Source organism: Microbacterium sp. Leaf320 (genome assembly GCF_001423485.1).
In the GTDB taxonomy this organism is placed as follows: domain Bacteria; phylum Actinomycetota; class Actinomycetes; order Actinomycetales; family Microbacteriaceae; genus Microbacterium.
Genome location: NZ_LMOD01000004.1, coordinates 1 through 15,252 on the forward strand (window position 1 = coordinate 1; position 15,252 = coordinate 15,252).

14 protein-coding genes are annotated in these 15,252 nt (G+C 69.8%); 8 read left to right on the plus strand and 6 right to left on the minus strand.

The features are described from left to right. The first annotated feature begins 186 nt into the window (after nucleotides 1-186). The 5 genes from ASF63_RS13525 to ASF63_RS13540 are packed head-to-tail and all read left to right on the plus strand — an operon-like array spanning nucleotide 187 to nucleotide 7,106. Nucleotides 187-1,551: a hypothetical protein gene (locus ASF63_RS13525; RefSeq protein WP_056514999.1), complete on the plus strand. Its 1,365-nt coding sequence runs from the start codon at nucleotides 187-189 to the stop codon at nucleotides 1,549-1,551. Beyond that, complete coding sequence (locus tag ASF63_RS13530; RefSeq protein ID WP_056515002.1) at nucleotides 1,548-2,795, plus strand: FHA domain-containing protein; 1,248 nt, start codon at nucleotides 1,548-1,550, stop codon at nucleotides 2,793-2,795. Before ASF63_RS13525 ends, ASF63_RS13530 begins: the two co-directional genes overlap by 4 nt. Next, nucleotides 2,792-6,766, plus strand: coding sequence for a type VII secretion protein EccCa (gene eccCa / locus ASF63_RS13535; RefSeq protein WP_056515006.1), 3,975 nt, complete (start codon nucleotides 2,792-2,794; stop codon nucleotides 6,764-6,766). The genes ASF63_RS13530 and eccCa overlap by 4 nt, the downstream gene beginning before the upstream one ends. Beyond that, nucleotides 6,763-6,924, plus strand: a complete 162-nt coding sequence (locus ASF63_RS19095; RefSeq protein ID WP_157534353.1) for a hypothetical protein — start codon at nucleotides 6,763-6,765, stop codon at nucleotides 6,922-6,924. The genes eccCa and ASF63_RS19095 overlap by 4 nt, the downstream gene beginning before the upstream one ends. 2 nt (nucleotides 6,925-6,926) lie before the next feature. Continuing rightward, nucleotides 6,927-7,106: a hypothetical protein gene (locus ASF63_RS13540; protein ID WP_056515009.1), complete on the plus strand. Its 180-nt coding sequence runs from the start codon at nucleotides 6,927-6,929 to the stop codon at nucleotides 7,104-7,106. A 39-nt stretch (nucleotides 7,107-7,145) separates the two neighbouring features. On the opposite strand, the gene ASF63_RS13545 is transcribed toward ASF63_RS13540, so the two are convergent. Together ASF63_RS13545 and ASF63_RS13550 are read right to left on the minus strand one after the other, a co-directional pair. Then, entirely contained in the window at nucleotides 7,146-7,616 is a 471-nt protein-coding gene (locus tag ASF63_RS13545) for a recombinase family protein (RefSeq protein ID WP_056309981.1), read from the minus strand. A gap of 52 nt (nucleotides 7,617-7,668) precedes the next feature. Continuing rightward, nucleotides 7,669-8,658, minus strand: coding sequence for a malate dehydrogenase (locus ASF63_RS13550; RefSeq protein WP_056515013.1), 990 nt, complete (start codon nucleotides 8,656-8,658; stop codon nucleotides 7,669-7,671). A gap of 51 nt (nucleotides 8,659-8,709) precedes the next feature. Here ASF63_RS13550 and ASF63_RS13555 point away from each other — a divergent pair, with 51 nt between their 5' ends. Together ASF63_RS13555 and pip are read left to right on the plus strand one after the other, a co-directional pair. Continuing rightward, complete coding sequence (locus ASF63_RS13555) at nucleotides 8,710-9,594, plus strand: neutral zinc metallopeptidase (protein ID WP_056515016.1); 885 nt, start codon at nucleotides 8,710-8,712, stop codon at nucleotides 9,592-9,594. A 44-nt stretch (nucleotides 9,595-9,638) separates the two neighbouring features. Next, on the plus strand, nucleotides 9,639-10,601 hold the full coding sequence (gene pip, locus ASF63_RS13560) for a prolyl aminopeptidase (RefSeq protein ID WP_200934026.1): 963 nt from the start codon (nucleotides 9,639-9,641) through the stop codon (nucleotides 10,599-10,601). A 39-nt stretch (nucleotides 10,602-10,640) separates the two neighbouring features. On the opposite strand, the gene ASF63_RS13565 is transcribed toward pip, so the two are convergent. The 3 genes from ASF63_RS13565 to ASF63_RS13575 all read right to left on the minus strand — a co-directional run bounded on the left by ASF63_RS13565 (nucleotide 10,641) and on the right by ASF63_RS13575 (nucleotide 14,179). Then, complete coding sequence (locus tag ASF63_RS13565; RefSeq protein ID WP_082478180.1) at nucleotides 10,641-12,407, minus strand: aldehyde dehydrogenase family protein; 1,767 nt, start codon at nucleotides 12,405-12,407, stop codon at nucleotides 10,641-10,643. A 45-nt stretch (nucleotides 12,408-12,452) separates the two neighbouring features. Continuing rightward, entirely contained in the window at nucleotides 12,453-13,850 is a 1,398-nt protein-coding gene (locus ASF63_RS13570; protein ID WP_056515018.1) for an MFS transporter, read from the minus strand. 65 nt (nucleotides 13,851-13,915) lie between these two features. Continuing rightward, nucleotides 13,916-14,179 (minus strand): glutaredoxin family protein, encoded by a 264-nt coding sequence (locus tag ASF63_RS13575; protein ID WP_056515020.1) that lies wholly within the window; start codon nucleotides 14,177-14,179, stop codon nucleotides 13,916-13,918. Nucleotides 14,180-14,278: 99 nt separating this feature from the next. On the opposite strand from ASF63_RS13575, the gene ASF63_RS13580 reads away from it, so the two are divergent. Then, nucleotides 14,279-14,671 (plus strand): SIP domain-containing protein, encoded by a 393-nt coding sequence (locus ASF63_RS13580; protein ID WP_056515022.1) that lies wholly within the window; start codon nucleotides 14,279-14,281, stop codon nucleotides 14,669-14,671. 71 nt (nucleotides 14,672-14,742) lie between these two features. On the opposite strand, the gene ASF63_RS13585 is transcribed toward ASF63_RS13580, so the two are convergent. After that, nucleotides 14,743-15,204, minus strand: coding sequence for an adenylyltransferase/cytidyltransferase family protein (locus ASF63_RS13585; protein ID WP_056515025.1), 462 nt, complete (start codon nucleotides 15,202-15,204; stop codon nucleotides 14,743-14,745). Nucleotides 15,205-15,252: the final 48 nt, after the last annotated feature.

Genomic DNA, 15,252 nt, shown 5'->3' on the forward strand with positions numbered 1-15,252 from the left:
GGCGTGATCCCGTGACGCGGGCCCGTCGCAGCGATGCGTCGGGCCCGCGTCGTCTGCTCTGCCCTCCGCCCTGGTCGGAGGACGGTGCAGACGTCAGGGGTTTCAGCGTATGAAGGAGGGGGTGCGATGAGAGCGCGCTCCTTGGAAGTCCACGGCAGTGCAGTGCAGGGCGGATAGGGTGCAGGTGTGGCAGTCGAGACGGTAGAGCGGCGTCGGATCGTTCTTCAGAGTGAGGATCGTCGCTTCGATCTCTCCCTTCCCTTCGATGAGACCCTCGACGACGCTCTCATCCTCAGCGGACTGTCGACGGCCGATCGCTTCGTGACGATCGGCCCCGGCGGCTTCGAGATCCCGGGTGAGACCGAGTGCGAAGACCTCATCGACGGCGGACTGTATGCGCTCATCGACCGCACGGCGCTCGCCCCGCAGGCCCGGCGCGCAGGTGCGCTCCCGGCTGCCACGCGTGCGGATCACGGCGCCCGATGGTGGATGCTGGCCGTCAGCGGTCTGCTGCTCGTCGCGGTGTTCGCGCAGGGAGCAGGCGATCCGCTGCTCAGGCTGCTGATCGGTCTGCTCCTCGTCGTCGGAGCGATCAGCGGTGCGGTCGCGTGGGCTCGTCGGGACTCGGCGGCAGGAGTGCGTGGCATCCTCGGTGTCCTCGCCCCGATCCTCCTGTCGTTCGCGGCCGGGGCGCTTCTGATCCCGGCGGGGCTGGAGGAGAGCGCTCATCTCTCCGCAGCCACCGGTCTCCTCGCGGCCGGGATCACCACCGCCGTGATCGCCGTGTCCGCTCGGGCCCGTCCGATGCGGGCGGCCGCAGGAACGGCGACAGTGCTGCTCGTCGTCCTCGCCTCCGTCTGGGGGCTCGCGCTGCTCCTGCGCTGGGGACAGGCCGAGGCAGCCGCCATCTCGCTCGGATTGGTCCCGCTCGGGCTCCGCGCTCTGCCGAGCAGCCTGGTGAACCTCCCAGAGGGCTACTTCATCGACTACAAGCACTTCATGACCAGCCGATGGACCGTTCGCGGAGCGATTCCGGAATCGGTCGGGCTGCTGCGCCCTGAGCGCATCACAGCGGTCGTCGATGACTCCTCCGCGCGGCTCATCGCCGGGACGGCCGTGCTCAGCCTCGTCGCGGTGCTGATGACTCCGCTGGCCTTCCTGCGCGAGTGGCCGGACGATCCGATCGTGCTGTCGGGAGGAATCGCCCTTCTCGTCTGCGTCGGCCTCGCGCTGCTGCTGACTCCGCGGCACACGACCTCACGCATCCTGCGCTGGCTTCCGCGTGCGGCGGCTGCCGTGGTCTTCGTGATCGCCGGCATCCAGGCCTCGGTGGCTCTCGGCGCAGGTTTCCAGGTACTCGGTGCGGCAGCGCTGTTCGTCGTCGGTCTCACCGCGGTCGCGGTCATCATCCCGATCTCGCGCGGTGCGAGCTCGCTCATCTGGTCGCGATTCGGCGACGCGTTCGAGTGGCTCGCCGTGGCGCTGGCGCTGCCGGCCGCACTGCTCTACGCGAATGCGCTGTCGCTCGTTCGTGGAATGATGGCGGGATGAGCGGGAACGGCGAACCACAGCCCTGGCCGGCGGGTGGACTGATCCCCCCGGTGCAGCCGGGACCCGGTCAGCATGGTGAGATCCCGGCACTTCCTCCGGCACTGATCGCGGCGCCTCCCGGAGTCGACGGAGCGCCGCTGCGCTCCGCACCCACACCTCCCGCACCCACGCCGATCGTCTCGACGCGCGCACGGACGAGGCAGCCCGCAGACGGTCTGGGGCCAGCATTCGTCGGCTCGCCGGCGGGCACAGGTCTGCGGATCGCCGCCTTCACGCTCGATGTGGCCGCCGTGATCCTCGTCGCGGCCATCGTGCTCGTCACCACGCGCAGCATTCTCCTCGCCGGCCTGACCGTCGCCGAGCTCGCGATCTTCCTCTGGGTGCTCGAAGCCCGCACGGGTCTCACCCTCGGCAACGCCGTTCTCCGGTTGCGCGCGGCACGAGCCGACCGCCCGTACTCTCCTGGCATCGGGCGGCAGTTCGTGCGCGGCGTCGTCACCGGTGCGGGGTTCCTGGTCGCTGTGGGCAGCTGGGTCGTCGTCGCCTCCACCGCCTGGGACCGCGGCGGGCGTCGGCAGTCCTGGGCCGACCGCATGGCCGGCACCGTGGTGGTGTCGGTTCCGCGCGTGGCCGCAGACGTCGACGCGGTGGTGCCTGTGCCGCAGGCGGCAGCTCCACTCGCGCCTCCTCAGATCGTCCCGCTGGGTGCGCACCCCTCGGCGGTCGACGAGGACTCCGAGCCCACCGATGCCCGCGCGGCCTCGCACCGCACCGAGACGGCCGCCCCCGTGCCTCAGGGCGAGGACCGGCCGCTCTTCACGGTCGCCCCTGCCCCGGCGCAGCAGTCCGGCGGCGACGCTGCCGGACCGGCATCCGAGTCCGGCGCCCTGCTGCTCATCTTCGACACGGGGCAGCGGGTGCAGCTCGGGCTCCCGGTCTCGGTGAACCTCGGTCGTGCCCCCGTGGCCAGCGTCCATGACGACCGGCTCGTCACCGTGACCGATCCTGACTCCTCGGTGTCCAAGACGCACCTGCGCATCGAGCATTCCCGAGGCCGCACCTGGGTCACGGACTTCGGATCCACCAACGGCTCCGACGTCCGCTCCGACGACGGGCAGATGACGGAGCTCGTCGCGGGCGAGCGGATGCTCCTCGACGACGCCGACCGTGTCCGGATCGGAAACCGCAGCTTCACCATCAGCCTCCTGCTGGCCACCGACAGCAGCGCCGGAGAGAGAGCATGACAGGACCCCGTCTCGCGCCGCCCCGCGTCCCCTCCGGAAAGCTCCCCGTCCAGGCGCCGCCCGAGCTGCAGCCGAACGAGGGCGGGATGGGCATCCTCGGATCCCTCCTGCCGATGCTCGGAAGCGTGGGCGCGATCGTCATGGTCACCATGTCGAACCAGTCGGTGACGGGCCTGCTCACCGGCGGCATGTTCCTGCTGTCGTCGCTGGGTTTCGTCGCCGTGAACGGCTGGCGTCAGCGGTCGCAGCGGCAGGCGGCCACGCTCGGCTCGCGCCGCGAGTATCTGGCCTATCTCACCGAGCTGCGCCAGACCGTGCGCGTCGCCGCGAGGCAGCAGCGGAGAGCAGCGAACTGGCACCTTCCCGCGCCCTCGGCGCTGCCGTACATCGCCGAGGAGCGCACCCGTGTGTGGGAGCGCGGGATGAACGACCCCGACTTCCTCACCGTGCGGGTCGGCACGAGCGACCAGCCGCTGTGCATCACGCTCGAGGCGCCTGAGCTCCCTCCGCTCGCGCAGCTCGACCCGGTCGCGGCGTCCGCCGCGCATCGATTCATGCTGACCCACGAGCTCCAGAAGAACCTGTCGCTCGGCGTCACCCTGCGCGACTACGCGCGCGTCGAGATCACCGGCGACGAGAACGAATCCCGCGGCCTCGCGCGAGCCATGCTGCTGCACCTCGCCACGATGCACGACCCGGACATCGTGCAGATCGTCATCGCCGCCGACTCCGCCGTCCTGCCGCAGTGGGAGTGGGCCAAGTGGATGCCGCACACGCACTCGCGCACCGTGAGAGACGGTCTCGGTGCTGCGCGCATGATCGGCTCCCAGCTGTCCGAGCTCGAGGACATGCTCCCGGCCGAGGTGCGGGAGCGGTCGCGCTTCTCACGTGACGGGTCCGGCGCCAAGGTTCCCCACATCGTGATCCTCACCGACGGCGTGAGCACGTCGTTCAACGACATGCTGGTCAGCGGCGACGGCGTGCAGGGTGTGACCGTGATCGACCTCCCCTCCCGGTGGAGCGACCTCGACGACCCGAACGCGCTCCGCATCGCCTTCGAGCCCGGAGACAAGGGCAGCCGTGCCGAACTCGTGAGCCTGCAGGTCCCTGCGCGGCCGTTCGAGGCCGACGCGATCAGCATCGTCGAGGCCGAGGCGACCGCGCGGCGACTCATCGCCCTGTACTCCGGTGGCACGACCATCACGAAGAAGAAGAGCGCGACCGATCAGGCCGAGCTCGTCGAGCTGCTCGGGCTCCCCGACGTGCGCGACCTCGACCTCGACGCGGCCTGGGCTCCTCGGCTCGAACGCGACCGGCTGCGTGTGCCCATCGGTCAGACGGAGGACGGCAGCCCGCTGATCCTCGACATCAAGGAATCCGCGCAGCAGGGCATGGGTCCCCACGGTCTCATCATCGGTGCGACCGGTTCGGGTAAGTCCGAGGTGCTGCGCACGCTCGTGCTCGCCCTCGCGATGACCCACTCGCCCGAGCAGCTCAACTTCGTGCTCGTCGACTTCAAGGGTGGCGCGACGTTCGCCGGCATGGCGGACATGCCCCATGTCTCGGCGATCATCACGAACCTCGGCGAGGAGATCTCGCTCGTCGACCGTATGCAGGACGCCCTGCAGGGCGAGATGGTCCGTCGGCAGGAGCTCCTTCGCGCGACCGGTCCGTTCGCGAACGTCGCCGACTACGAGAAGGCGCGTCGTGGCGGACGCACCGACCTGGCCCCTCTTCCCGCTCTGCTCATCGTCGCGGACGAGTTCTCCGAGCTGCTGTCGGCCAAGCCCGAGTTCGTCGACACGTTCGTCAACATCGGCCGACTCGGCCGTTCGCTCCAGGTGCACCTCCTGCTGTCCTCGCAGCGCCTGGAGGAGGGCAAGCTCCGCGGCCTCGACACGCACCTGTCGTACCGCATCGGCCTGCGCACGTTCTCGGCCGCCGAGTCCCGCACGGTGCTCGGCGTGCCCGACGCGTACCACCTGCCCACGCAGCCGGGTGCCGGAATCCTGAAGTCCGACACCGAGACCATGACGCAGTTCCGTGCCTCCTACGTGTCGGGGCCGCCGCCCCGTCGCAGGCGCCGCGCGGCGACAGGCACCTCCCAGAGCACAGGCTCTACCGCGGTCGAGCTGTTCACGGCGGCTCCGGTCTGGCGTGCAGAGGCCCCTGTCGACGAACCAGAGGTCGTGGTCGACGCCGAGCCCGAAGAGAAGCGCAACACGTTCGAGATCGCTGTCGAGATGATGAGCGGTCGCGGTCCGTCCGCCCACCAGGTCTGGCTGCCGCCGCTCGAGACCCCGGCCACGCTCGACCAGCTGTTCGGCGACCTCGTCGAAGACCCGGCCCTCGGTCTGATCTCGCCGCGGTGGCGCGGCGCCGGTGCGCTCACCGTTCCGCTCGGAATCGTCGACGTGCCGCTCGAGCAGCGCCGTGAGAACCTCGCGATCTCGCTCGGCGGTGCCGCGGGTCACATGGCGATCGTCGGTGCACCGCTCAGTGGCAAGAGCACGCTCGCGCGTACGGCCCTGGTCGCTCTTGCTCTCACTCACACCCCGCAGGAGGTGCAGTTCTTCGTCATCGACTTCGGCGGCGGCAGCTTCACGGGTCTGCAGAGATTCACGCACGTCAGCGGCGTCGCGACGCGTTCGGAGCCCGACATCGTGCGACGCACCGTCGCCGAGATCACGAGCCTGCTCAACGCCCGCGAGGTCTACTTCCGCCAGAACGGCATCGACTCGATCGACACCTACCGTCAGCGCCGTGCCCAGGGGCTGGCGGATGACGGCTACGGCGACATCTTCCTCATGGTCGACGGCTGGGGCACGCTCCGAGCCGAGTTCGAGATGCTCGAACCGCAGATCCAGGCGATCGCCGCTCGCGGTCTGACCTACGGCGTGCACGTCGTGATCACGGCGGCGCGCTGGATGGAGATCCGCGCCAACATCAAGGACCTCATCGGCACACGCATCGAGCTGCGGCTCGGCGACCCGACGGACTCCGAGGTCAACCGCAAGGCGGCGGAGAACGTCACGGCGATCCCCGGTCGCGGCCTGAACGAGAACGGTCTGCAGATGCTCACGGCGCTGCCGCGCATCGACGGCGTCGACGAGGCATCCTCGCTCGCGGGCGGCATCGACGATCTCGTCGCGCGAGTCGCATCGGCGTGGCACGGCCCGGCCGGACCCAAGCTGCGTCTGCTGCCCTCGCGCATCGGTCACGCCGACCTGCGCGGAGTCGCCGCGGCCGCATCGGCGGACGGTTCGGAGCCCCGCGAGATCCTCCTCGGCATCGACGAGGCGAACCTCGCTCCGTTCTCGATCGATCCTCTCGAAGAGCCGCTGCTCTACCTCTACGGCGACGCCGACTCGGGAAAGTCCTCGATGCTCCGCGGTGTCGTGCACGAGATCACCCGCCTGTACGGCCCGTCCGAGGCGAAGATCTTCGTGGTCGACTACCGCCGTGCGCTGCTCGGAGAGATCCCGCAGGAGTACCTCGGCGCCTACCTCACGTCGCACGAGATGACGGAGGGCGGCATGAGCGAGCTCGCCCAGTTCTTCCAGAGCCGCATCCCCGGCGCCGACGTCACTCCCGACCAGCTGCGCACGCGGTCGTGGTGGAAGGGCGCTGAGGGCTTCGTGCTCATCGACGACTACGACCTCGTGTCCACGTCGCAGGGCAATCCGGTGGCCGTGCTCGCCCCGTTGCTCGCGCAGGCGGCCGACCTCGGTCTGCACGTGATCCTCACGCGTCGTACCGGTGGAGCGAGCCGTGCGGCCTATGACCCGATCATCCAGCGCATGACCGACCTGGGGGCCACAGGCATCCTTCTCTCGGGCAACCCGGAGGAGGGTCAGCTGATCGGCAAGGTCAAGGCGATCCCGGCCATCCCCGGTCGCGCGCAGATCGTCAGCCGTGATCGCGGCCTGGTCGCCGCGCAGCTGCTGTGGGTGCCGCCGAGCTACCAGTGACAGCGACGCAGAAGGTCGCCGTCGAGACCGTCTGGGTCCCGGGTCTCGCCGGATGGCAGGGTCAGCAGGGTTCGACGACCGGTCTGGTCGCGCTCGGCGTCCTGCTCGCCGCCGCGGCTGGGCATGGAGCGTCTTCGCGGTTCCCGCAGAGCGGATGACGATGCTCACCCTGCTGGGCGTGCCCGTGATCGGGCGACACTGCTCATCGCGGATCACTCGTGATCTCGCGAGTGATCCGGTGATCCTCGCCGCGCTCGTGTCGTTCTACGCGCGGCATCCTGCGGCGCGAGCCGAGATCGGCGCGGCGACGCTCGCGCGTCTTCGGTCCGGAGACTTCTGAGATCCGGACCTCAGCGATCCGGCGCGCTGGCCGAAGGCGTCAGCGCGTGGCGTCGGCCAGGTGGCGTGCGTCGTGGCTCAGCACCTTGACGATGATGCCGTGGCGGCGCAGTTCCTTGGCCGTGCGGGCGCCTTCGTCGGCGTCGCGGCCCAGAGCGTGGATGTTCGCGACGACGAGCACGTCACCCGTCTTCAGGGTGCCGATGAGGCGGGAGAGCCGGTCGCTCCAGCTCTCGAGGATGTCGGGCGAGGGGTGACGGAACCCCTCGATCGGCACGCCGAAGCGGGTGAGGTCGTCACGCTGCTCGACCACCGAGGGCATGCCCTCGCGCGAGACGACGAGTCCGACAAGGCGGGAGCCGTCGGGGCGGGCGAGCCAGAAATCGCGGTTCTGCTGCAGCTCGGTGAAGCACTTCGGACACTCCGCTGCCGCATGCGGCAGGTGCAGCGGACTCGTCAGGGCCTCGTCGACGGATGCCGTCGCCTTCATGGGATCGATCGTCTCGCTCATCGCGCACCTCCGGCATCCATTCTGCCCTGATCCGAGGCTGCGCGGTGACCTTTCAGAGCATCCCGAGGGCTCGCACCGCCTCGCGCTCCTCGACCAGCTCCGCGACGGAGGCATCGATGCGGGCGCGCGCCCAGTCGCTGACCTCGAGTCCCTCGACGATCTGCCATTCGCCGTCGATCGAGCGCACCGGGAACGACGAGATCAGTCCCTCCGGAACCCCGTACTCGCCGTGCGAGACGACGCCGGCCGAGGTCCAGTCATCGGTGCCGCGCACCCAGTCGCGCACGTGCTCGATCGTCGCGTTCGCGGCGGAGGCCACCGACGACGACCCGCGCACCTGGATGATCTCCGCCCCGCGCTTCGCGACCCGCGGGATGAACGTCTCGTCGAGCCACGCGGGCACGTCGCCGACGATGGCCTCGAGGGCATCGGCCACCGGAGCGCCGCCGACCGTCGCATGCGAGACATCGGGGAACTGCGTCGCCGAGTGGTTTCCCCAGATCGGCACCCGTCGCACGGTGTCGACGGGCGCTGCCAGAGTCTGCGCCAGCTGAGCCCTCGCCCGATTCTCGTCGAGGCGCGTGAGTGCCGTGAAGCGCTCGGCAGGAACTCCGTCCGCGGATGCCGCGGCGATGAGGGCGTTCGTGTTCGCCGGGTTGCCGACCACGGTCACGCGCACGTCGGGCGACGCGTGCGCGGCGATCGCCGCTCCCTGGGGCCCGAAGATGCCCGCGTTCGCGGTAAGCAGGTCTCCCCGTTCCATGCCGGGCCCACGCGGACGCGCTCCGACGAGCAACGCGAGGTCGGCCCCGTCGAAGCCCACAGCCGGGTCGTCGGTGACCTCGACGTGCTCGAGCAGCCCGAAGGCGCCGTCCTGCAACTCGAGCGCCGCGCCCTCGGCGGCACCGAGACCCTGGGGGATCTCGAGCAGTCGCAGTCGCACCCTCTCCTCAGGGCCGAGCAGGTCTCCGGCTGCGATGCGGAAGAGCAACGCGTATCCGATCTGTCCGCCTGCACCGGTCAGCGTGATCGTGGTCGTCATGACTCGAGCCTACGACCGTGACGAGCCCTCGGCGCAGAGTACCCTCGTGGCATGACCTTCAACCCAGATGCCGATGTCTCCGGCAACACCGCCCGCCGACGCGGTCGCGGCGCCGTCGTCGCGGGAGCCGGCGGCGTCGGCCTCCTCGGCATCATCGCGCTCATCGCCGGGCCGCTGCTGGGGATCGACCTGACGGGCCTGCTCGGCGGCGGGGGAGCCACCGGCGGCGGATCGGAGCCCGAGGGCGGCAGCGTGATCGAGAACTGCCTCACCGGTGAGGACGCCAACGAGAACGTCGACTGCCGGGTGGCGAGCTCGCAGCTCGCGCTCGACGGCTACTGGGAGGACCACGTCGACCCCTACCGGGCTCCGCAGCTCATCATCGTCGACGGTGCGACCTCGACCGCGTGCGGCACGGCCTCGAACGCGGTCGGTCCCTTCTACTGCCCGCCGGATGAGACGGTCTACATCGACCCCACGTTCTTCGACCTCATGCAGCAGCAGTTCGGCGCATCCGCCGGCAACCTCGCCCAGCTCTACATCGTGGGGCACGAGTGGGGCCACCATATTCAGTACATCACCGGCGTGATGGATCGATACCCGAACAACGGCACAGGGCCGGACAGCAACGGCGTGCGCATCGAACTGCAGGCGGACTGCTATGCCGGCGCGTGGATCGGGCAGATGACGAAGGAGAAGGACCCGGACGGCGTCCCCTACCTGCAGGAGACGACGGAGGCCGAGCGCCAGGATGCGCTGAACGCGGCGAACACGGTCGGCGACGACAACATCCAGCAGCAGTCGTCGGGTTCGGTGAACCCCGAGAGCTTCACGCACGGCACGAGCGAGCAGCGCAAGTACTGGTTCGCGAGCGGCTACGAGAACGGGCTCGACGTGTGCGAGCAGCCCCTGACACTGCCGGGAGACCAGCTCTGATCACGCCGACGTGATCACGACGGGCTTCTGAGGGAGGAAAGACGATGGACCTGGACGCGCTGTATCCGCCGATCGAACCGTACGAGACCGGTGAGCTGCTCGTCGGCGACGGTCACCGCATGTACTGGGAGGTCAGCGGCAACCCGGACGGCAAACCCGTCGTGTTCCTGCACGGCGGACCGGGAAGCGGAACATCCGCCTGGCAGCGCCGCTTCTTCGACCCCGACGCGTATCGGATCGTGCTGCTCGACCAGCGCGGCTGCGGACGCAGCACCCCGCATGCGAGCGCGCCCGACGCCGATCTCCGCTTCGTCACGACCGCGCACCTGATCGCCGACATCGAGTTGCTTCGCCGTAACCTCGGCGTCGAGCAGTGGCAGGTGTTCGGCGGATCGTGGGGGAGTGCGCTCGCGCTCGCCTATGCGCAGGCGCATCCGGATGCCGTGAGCGAATTGATCCTCCGTGGCATCTTCACGCTGCGGCGGGAGGAGCTGGAGTGGTTCTACGAGGGCGGCGCGGCGGCGCTCTTCCCGGATCTGTGGGAGGAGTTCCTCGCGCCCATCCCCGTGCTCGAGCGGTCGCACATGATCGAGGCCTATCACCGTCGCCTCTTCGACCCCGACCCGGCCGTCCACGAACCGGCCGCGGTCGCCTGGTCGCGGTGGGAGGCGTCGACGGTCACCCTGCGACCGGATGCCGCGCAGATCGAGGCGATGTCGGATCCGCGCGCAGCGACGGCGTTCGCCCGGATCGAGAACCACTTCTTCGTGAACCGCGGCTGGTGGTCGGAGGGACAGCTGATCGCCGGGGTCGACGCCATCCGCCACATCCCGACCGTCATCGTGCAGGGGCGCCACGACGTGTGCACCCCGATGATGACCGCATGGGACCTGCACGTGGCGTGGCCCGAGGCGGACTTCGTCGTGGTCGACGATGCCGGCCACTCGGCCACCGAACCCGGCACCCAGCGGGCACTGCGCGCGGCGACCGACCGCTTCGCGAGCTGAGAACTCGCGGCGGACGGACCGCTCAGAGGCTGAGGTGCCTCAGGCGCGCAACGCCTGGGTCAGCGTCTTCAGGAGCCCGATGATCCCGCCGTCCGCACGGAACCGTGTGAGGCCTTCGCTCACCGCGGCACCCGTGCGTGCAGACACGAACCATGGCGGCTTCGGGAGGATCGTGAGGCGCCCGCCACCGTTGGCGACCGGCAGTGACCGCGGGAACGGCCGGAAGGGGCCCCGGATCACCGAGCGCTCGACGCCGTCGAGCAGCAGCGCATTGTGGACGACCCCGATGCCGCTGCCGACGTCGTCGATCGTGCTGCCGGGGAACGCCCCCCAGGTCAGGGTCGGTGTGATGAAGCCGAAGGCGGTCCACCCGTTGATCGCGATCGAGCCGTAGCGCAGCGCCGCGATGGCCCGGTCGAATCCGGCCCCGAGCGTCTTCTCGGTCGGCGGGTCGATCAGCAGATTGGCTCCCAGCGTGCCCTGCAGCTGCTCGTTCGCGTAGGCGACCGCGGAGTCGAGGAACTCCTGCCCGGTGCCGGGGATCGCGACGACCCCGAGGACGGGAGCGAAGTACTCGGTGCCCTGCAGCGCTGCGGCGTCGTCGCCCTGCTCGATCTCGACCAGCAGGCGGTCGCCGAGCACGAGGGCGTCGGGGTACGCCTGGGTCGCGAGGTCCATCCGCGAAGGCGAGCCGGGGTACCAGATCGGCCGCTCGGGGGCGTTGGCGTAGGCGCGACGCAGGGCCGCCCGGAAGTCGTCGGCCTGCGCCCAGTCCGACGACATGATGACGACCTGGCCGGCGATGCAGTTGTGGCCGCTGTTCTGCAGGCGCATGGTCGCGACATGCTCGGCCTGATAGGTGAGGTCGGCGGCCGTCCAGTCGCCCGGCACGATGATGATCGGCGAGACTCCGCCGAGCTCGGCGGTGATGGGCTTCTTCAGCTGCGGCCGGTTCTCTCGGCGCCGACGCGTGGCGGCCGATCCGGTGCCCCAGACGATCGCGTCGAACGTCGCGGCGGAACCGGTGATGTGCACGTGCGCGAGATCGGGGTGACCCGTCAGGTACACGCCCACCGCGGGCCCTCCGCGCACGATGCGCAGCAGGCCGAGGGCGATGAGCGGGGCGAATGCGCGCTTGTACACCGGCACGAGAGCATCCTGGGTCGGATTGACCTTGAGCAGTGCGGTGCGGTTGTGGGCGAGCAGCTCGTAGAGCACGTCGAGCACGGGGATCGAGGTGATGTTGCCGGCGCCGAGCACGAGCCCCACGCCCCCGGATTCCGACGGCGTGCGCTGGGCGAGGCCCGCCGCGGCCCGCGCGCCGTTCGGGGTGATCCCGGGTTCCAGCCACACCTCGCCCGTGTAGCCCGAGAGCAGGAACCGGTCGATGCCCGTCAGCGGGAAGGCGTGCACGCGAGAGCGTCCGCCGGGTGCTCGGTCGATCCTGACGCCGTCGAGTGGATTGGTGCCGTTCGCGAGGCGAGTGAGGGTCTCGATGTACGCGTCGAGAGCCCCGAGCACGCTGTACGGCCCGCTGAGCCATTCCTCCCCGCGCAGGGGATGCCGGCCGTCGAGGCCCTTGGATGCTGCGGCCGTGTTCGCCCAGTCCTCCGCGGTCGCAGCGACACTCGTGCGGACGCCGTGCAGCAGGGTGACGCGCTGTGCGAGGGTCAGCGCAGACCAGGTGCGACTGCCGACGTGGAGCTCCGCGATCGCGGCATCGAGGCGTTCGCGTTCGCCCTCCGGCAGGTCGGTGGTGGTCGTCGTGGTCGTCGTCTTGGCGGCGGGCGTGGTCGCAGAAGTCATCGGCGTCTCCTTCGGACGGGATCCCAGCTTAGGCCGGGCATCCGCTCACGCGTCGATGTCGGCGCGACGCAGCCGGTACCGGCGAAGGGTCAGCAGGCTCGCCGCCATCAGGAGAGCGGGAAGGATGCTGAAGCTCAGCACGATCCCGGTGATCGCCGCGTCCGGCTGCTGCGTCGTAGCGCCCGCGACCGTCGACACGTACCCGGTCGCCGCGAGGGTGAGCGAGACCGTGGTGGCGCCGAGGGCGAACCCGACGGTCTCGCCGGCCGTCCACACCCCCGTGAACGTGCCTGCCCGGCCCCTGCCGCTGATGCGCTCGTCGTGCGAGATGACATCGGGGAGCATCGCCATCGGAAGGGACTGCAGGCCGGCGTATGCGATGCCGGCGAACCCGATCGCGCCGTACATCCAGATGCCGGGCATCCAGGCGGCCAGGACGAGGGTCGCGGCGGCGGCCGTGAACAGGATGCTCGCGATGGCGAACGCCCGTTCCTTGCCGATCCTCCGCGCGACGACCGTCCAGACGGGGGTGGCGATGAGGGCAGGGCCGACGAGCGCCAGGAACACCAGCGTGACGGCGTCCTCGCTGCGCAGCACCCAGGTGGCGACGTACTGCGCGGCCGCGAGCATGGTTCCCGTCGCCAGGGCCTGCAGCAGGAACGTGCCGAGCAGCGCGCGGAAGGGCTGGCTGCGGCGCAGAGTGCGCACGCCGGCCGCGTACTGCTCGCGGATTCCGGCCGGCGCCGCGAGCGTGGGGCGATCGGCCTCGTCGGGGTGGTGCGCTGCCGCTGCGCGGTGCGCGGCAGCATCCGCCGTGCGCGAGGCGATGAGCATGCCGACGCCGATCGTGAGGCCCGCGACGACGCCCATCAGCAGGTATCCCGCGACCGGGTCCGGCCCGGCGCTGCGCAGCTCGGGCCCGCCGGCGCCGAAGAGCAGGATCGCCGCGGTGAGCACGACCACGCGCCACCCGAGCAGGCGGGTGCGCTCGTCGTAGCCCGAGGTGAGCTCGGCGGGCAGTGCGACGTACGGCACCTGGAACAGACTGAACGACGTGGCCGTGGCGAGGAAAGCGAGGAGCACGCAGATCGCGCCCGCTGTCGGTCCCCACGACGGGGGCACCGCGAACGTGAGTGCGAAGAACAGTGGGAGCGTGAGGGCGCCCAGGACCATGAAGCCACGACGGGAGCCCGTCTTCGCGTACTGGCGGTCGGATGCCGCACCGATCAGCGGATCGATGATGACGTCCCAGATCTTCGCCGAGGTCACGATGAGACCGGCGGCGAGGGCCGCGACACCGAGGTTGTCGGTGAGGAAGTACGTCAGCACGAGCCCCGGGAGGGTCGCGTAACCGCCCGTGCCCAGCGAGCCGATCGCGTACAGCGCGACCGTGCGGGCGGACAGGCGGGCGGATGCTCGTTCAGGCCGAGCCGCGGTGCTCATCGCGCCAGTGTATCGGTGCGCGAAGTGCCCCCAGCGGTGCAGATGGGGGGGGCAGACGAGCGGGATCAGATGAGGGAGAGCTCGCGCAGCTTCGACTCGACGTCGGCATTCGACGGCTCGACGTGGTGCGAGGAGTCGGGGTAGACCACGACCGGGATGTTCGTGCGGCCCGAGATCTCCTTCGCGACGTCGGCAGCCGACGGGTCTGCGACGAGGTCGACGTAGGTGTACTCGACACCGAGGCCGTCGAGCTGCTTCTTGGTGCGGATGCAGTCGCGGCACCAATCGGCGCCGAAGAGCGTGATCGCGGATTCTGCAGGAGAAGTCATGTATCCAGGGTAGAGCCGCATAGCTGGACGGGCGCCGAGTCGCACACGGTCTACGCTGACCGTTGCTAGGTAAGGCTAGCCTTACCTATACTCGATCCCATGAACACTGCGTGCGAGCACCTCGAGGATCCGGACTGGGAGCACATCGAGGGAGTCGTGCTGATCGCCGGAGACTCGACGGATGCCGCAGCGATCGCGGCCATCGCCGCTCGCCTGCCCTGGGATGCGGAGGGGGTCATCATGCTCGAAGCGGCCGCACGCATACAGTTCCGCCACATCGATGTGCCCGAAGGCGTCTCGGTGCGCTGGCTGCTGCGAGGCGACGGCATCCGGCAACACGCGAAGGGTGAGCGGCTCGCCACCGCGGTGCACTCGTGGTGCGTCGAATGGACCTGCTCCGAACCGCCGCTGCAGTGGACGGTCTGGCTCGGTGCGCACACTCCGCCGCACGTCGCGCGCATGGCTCGCAGCCTGCTCGGCGTGGCCAACTGACCACGATATCCGAGAGAGTGTACGAACCGTCGCGCCCGCGCCCGCGACGTTGAGGGCGCGGGCGCGCGGAGTCAGCGCGTCGCGAGCGCCGGAATGCCGGTGGCTGTGGCGCCGGCGGTGATCGCATCGAGCGCTCGCCGCAGCGACGAGCTCGACGTGTGCGCCGTGTACGGGAAGTAGACGACCTCGACGCCGACCTCGGCGAACTCGCGTTCGAGCCGCAGGCCCTTGTCGGTGCCGCGCCAGTCGTCGCCCTTGAAGAAGTGCGTGAACTGCACGTCCCGCCACGAATCCATCTTCGACGGAGTGGTCTCGACATACACCTCGTCGACGAACGAGATGTGGCGGACGATCTCCGCCCGCTCTGCGGTCGGGATGACGGGCTCGATGCCCTTCACCTGCCGCAGCATCTCATCGCTGACGACACCGGCGACAAGGATGTCGCAGTGCTGTTTGGCGTGACGAAGAAGGTTGAGATGCCCGACGTGAAACAGGTCGAAAGCACCCACGGCATAGCCGATGCGCGTCCCCATGATCTCCCCAGATCAGTAATTCCCCAGAAGGCGGATCCCCATCCGCCC

Coding starts and splice junctions, on each gene's coding strand:
- ASF63_RS13530 (WP_056515002.1), top strand. CDS start 1,548: ATGAGCGGGAACGGCGAACCACAGCCCTGGCCGGCGGGTGGACTGATC.
- eccCa (WP_056515006.1), top strand. CDS start 2,792: ATGACAGGACCCCGTCTCGCGCCGCCCCGCGTCCCCTCCGGAAAGCTC.
- ASF63_RS13540 (WP_056515009.1), top strand. CDS start 6,927: ATGCTCACCCTGCTGGGCGTGCCCGTGATCGGGCGACACTGCTCATCG.
- ASF63_RS13545 (WP_056309981.1), bottom strand. CDS start 7,616: ATGAGCGAGACGATCGATCCCATGAAGGCGACGGCATCCGTCGACGAG.
- ASF63_RS13550 (WP_056515013.1), bottom strand. CDS start 8,658: ATGACGACCACGATCACGCTGACCGGTGCAGGCGGACAGATCGGATAC.
- ASF63_RS13555 (WP_056515016.1), top strand. CDS start 8,710: ATGACCTTCAACCCAGATGCCGATGTCTCCGGCAACACCGCCCGCCGA.
- pip (WP_200934026.1), top strand. CDS start 9,639: ATGGACCTGGACGCGCTGTATCCGCCGATCGAACCGTACGAGACCGGT.
- ASF63_RS13565 (WP_082478180.1), bottom strand. CDS start 12,407: ATGACTTCTGCGACCACGCCCGCCGCCAAGACGACGACCACGACGACC.
- ASF63_RS13570 (WP_056515018.1), bottom strand. CDS start 13,850: ATGAGCACCGCGGCTCGGCCTGAACGAGCATCCGCCCGCCTGTCCGCC.
- ASF63_RS13575 (WP_056515020.1), bottom strand. CDS start 14,179: ATGACTTCTCCTGCAGAATCCGCGATCACGCTCTTCGGCGCCGATTGG.
- ASF63_RS13580 (WP_056515022.1), top strand. CDS start 14,279: ATGAACACTGCGTGCGAGCACCTCGAGGATCCGGACTGGGAGCACATC.
- ASF63_RS13585 (WP_056515025.1), bottom strand. CDS start 15,204: ATGGGGACGCGCATCGGCTATGCCGTGGGTGCTTTCGACCTGTTTCAC.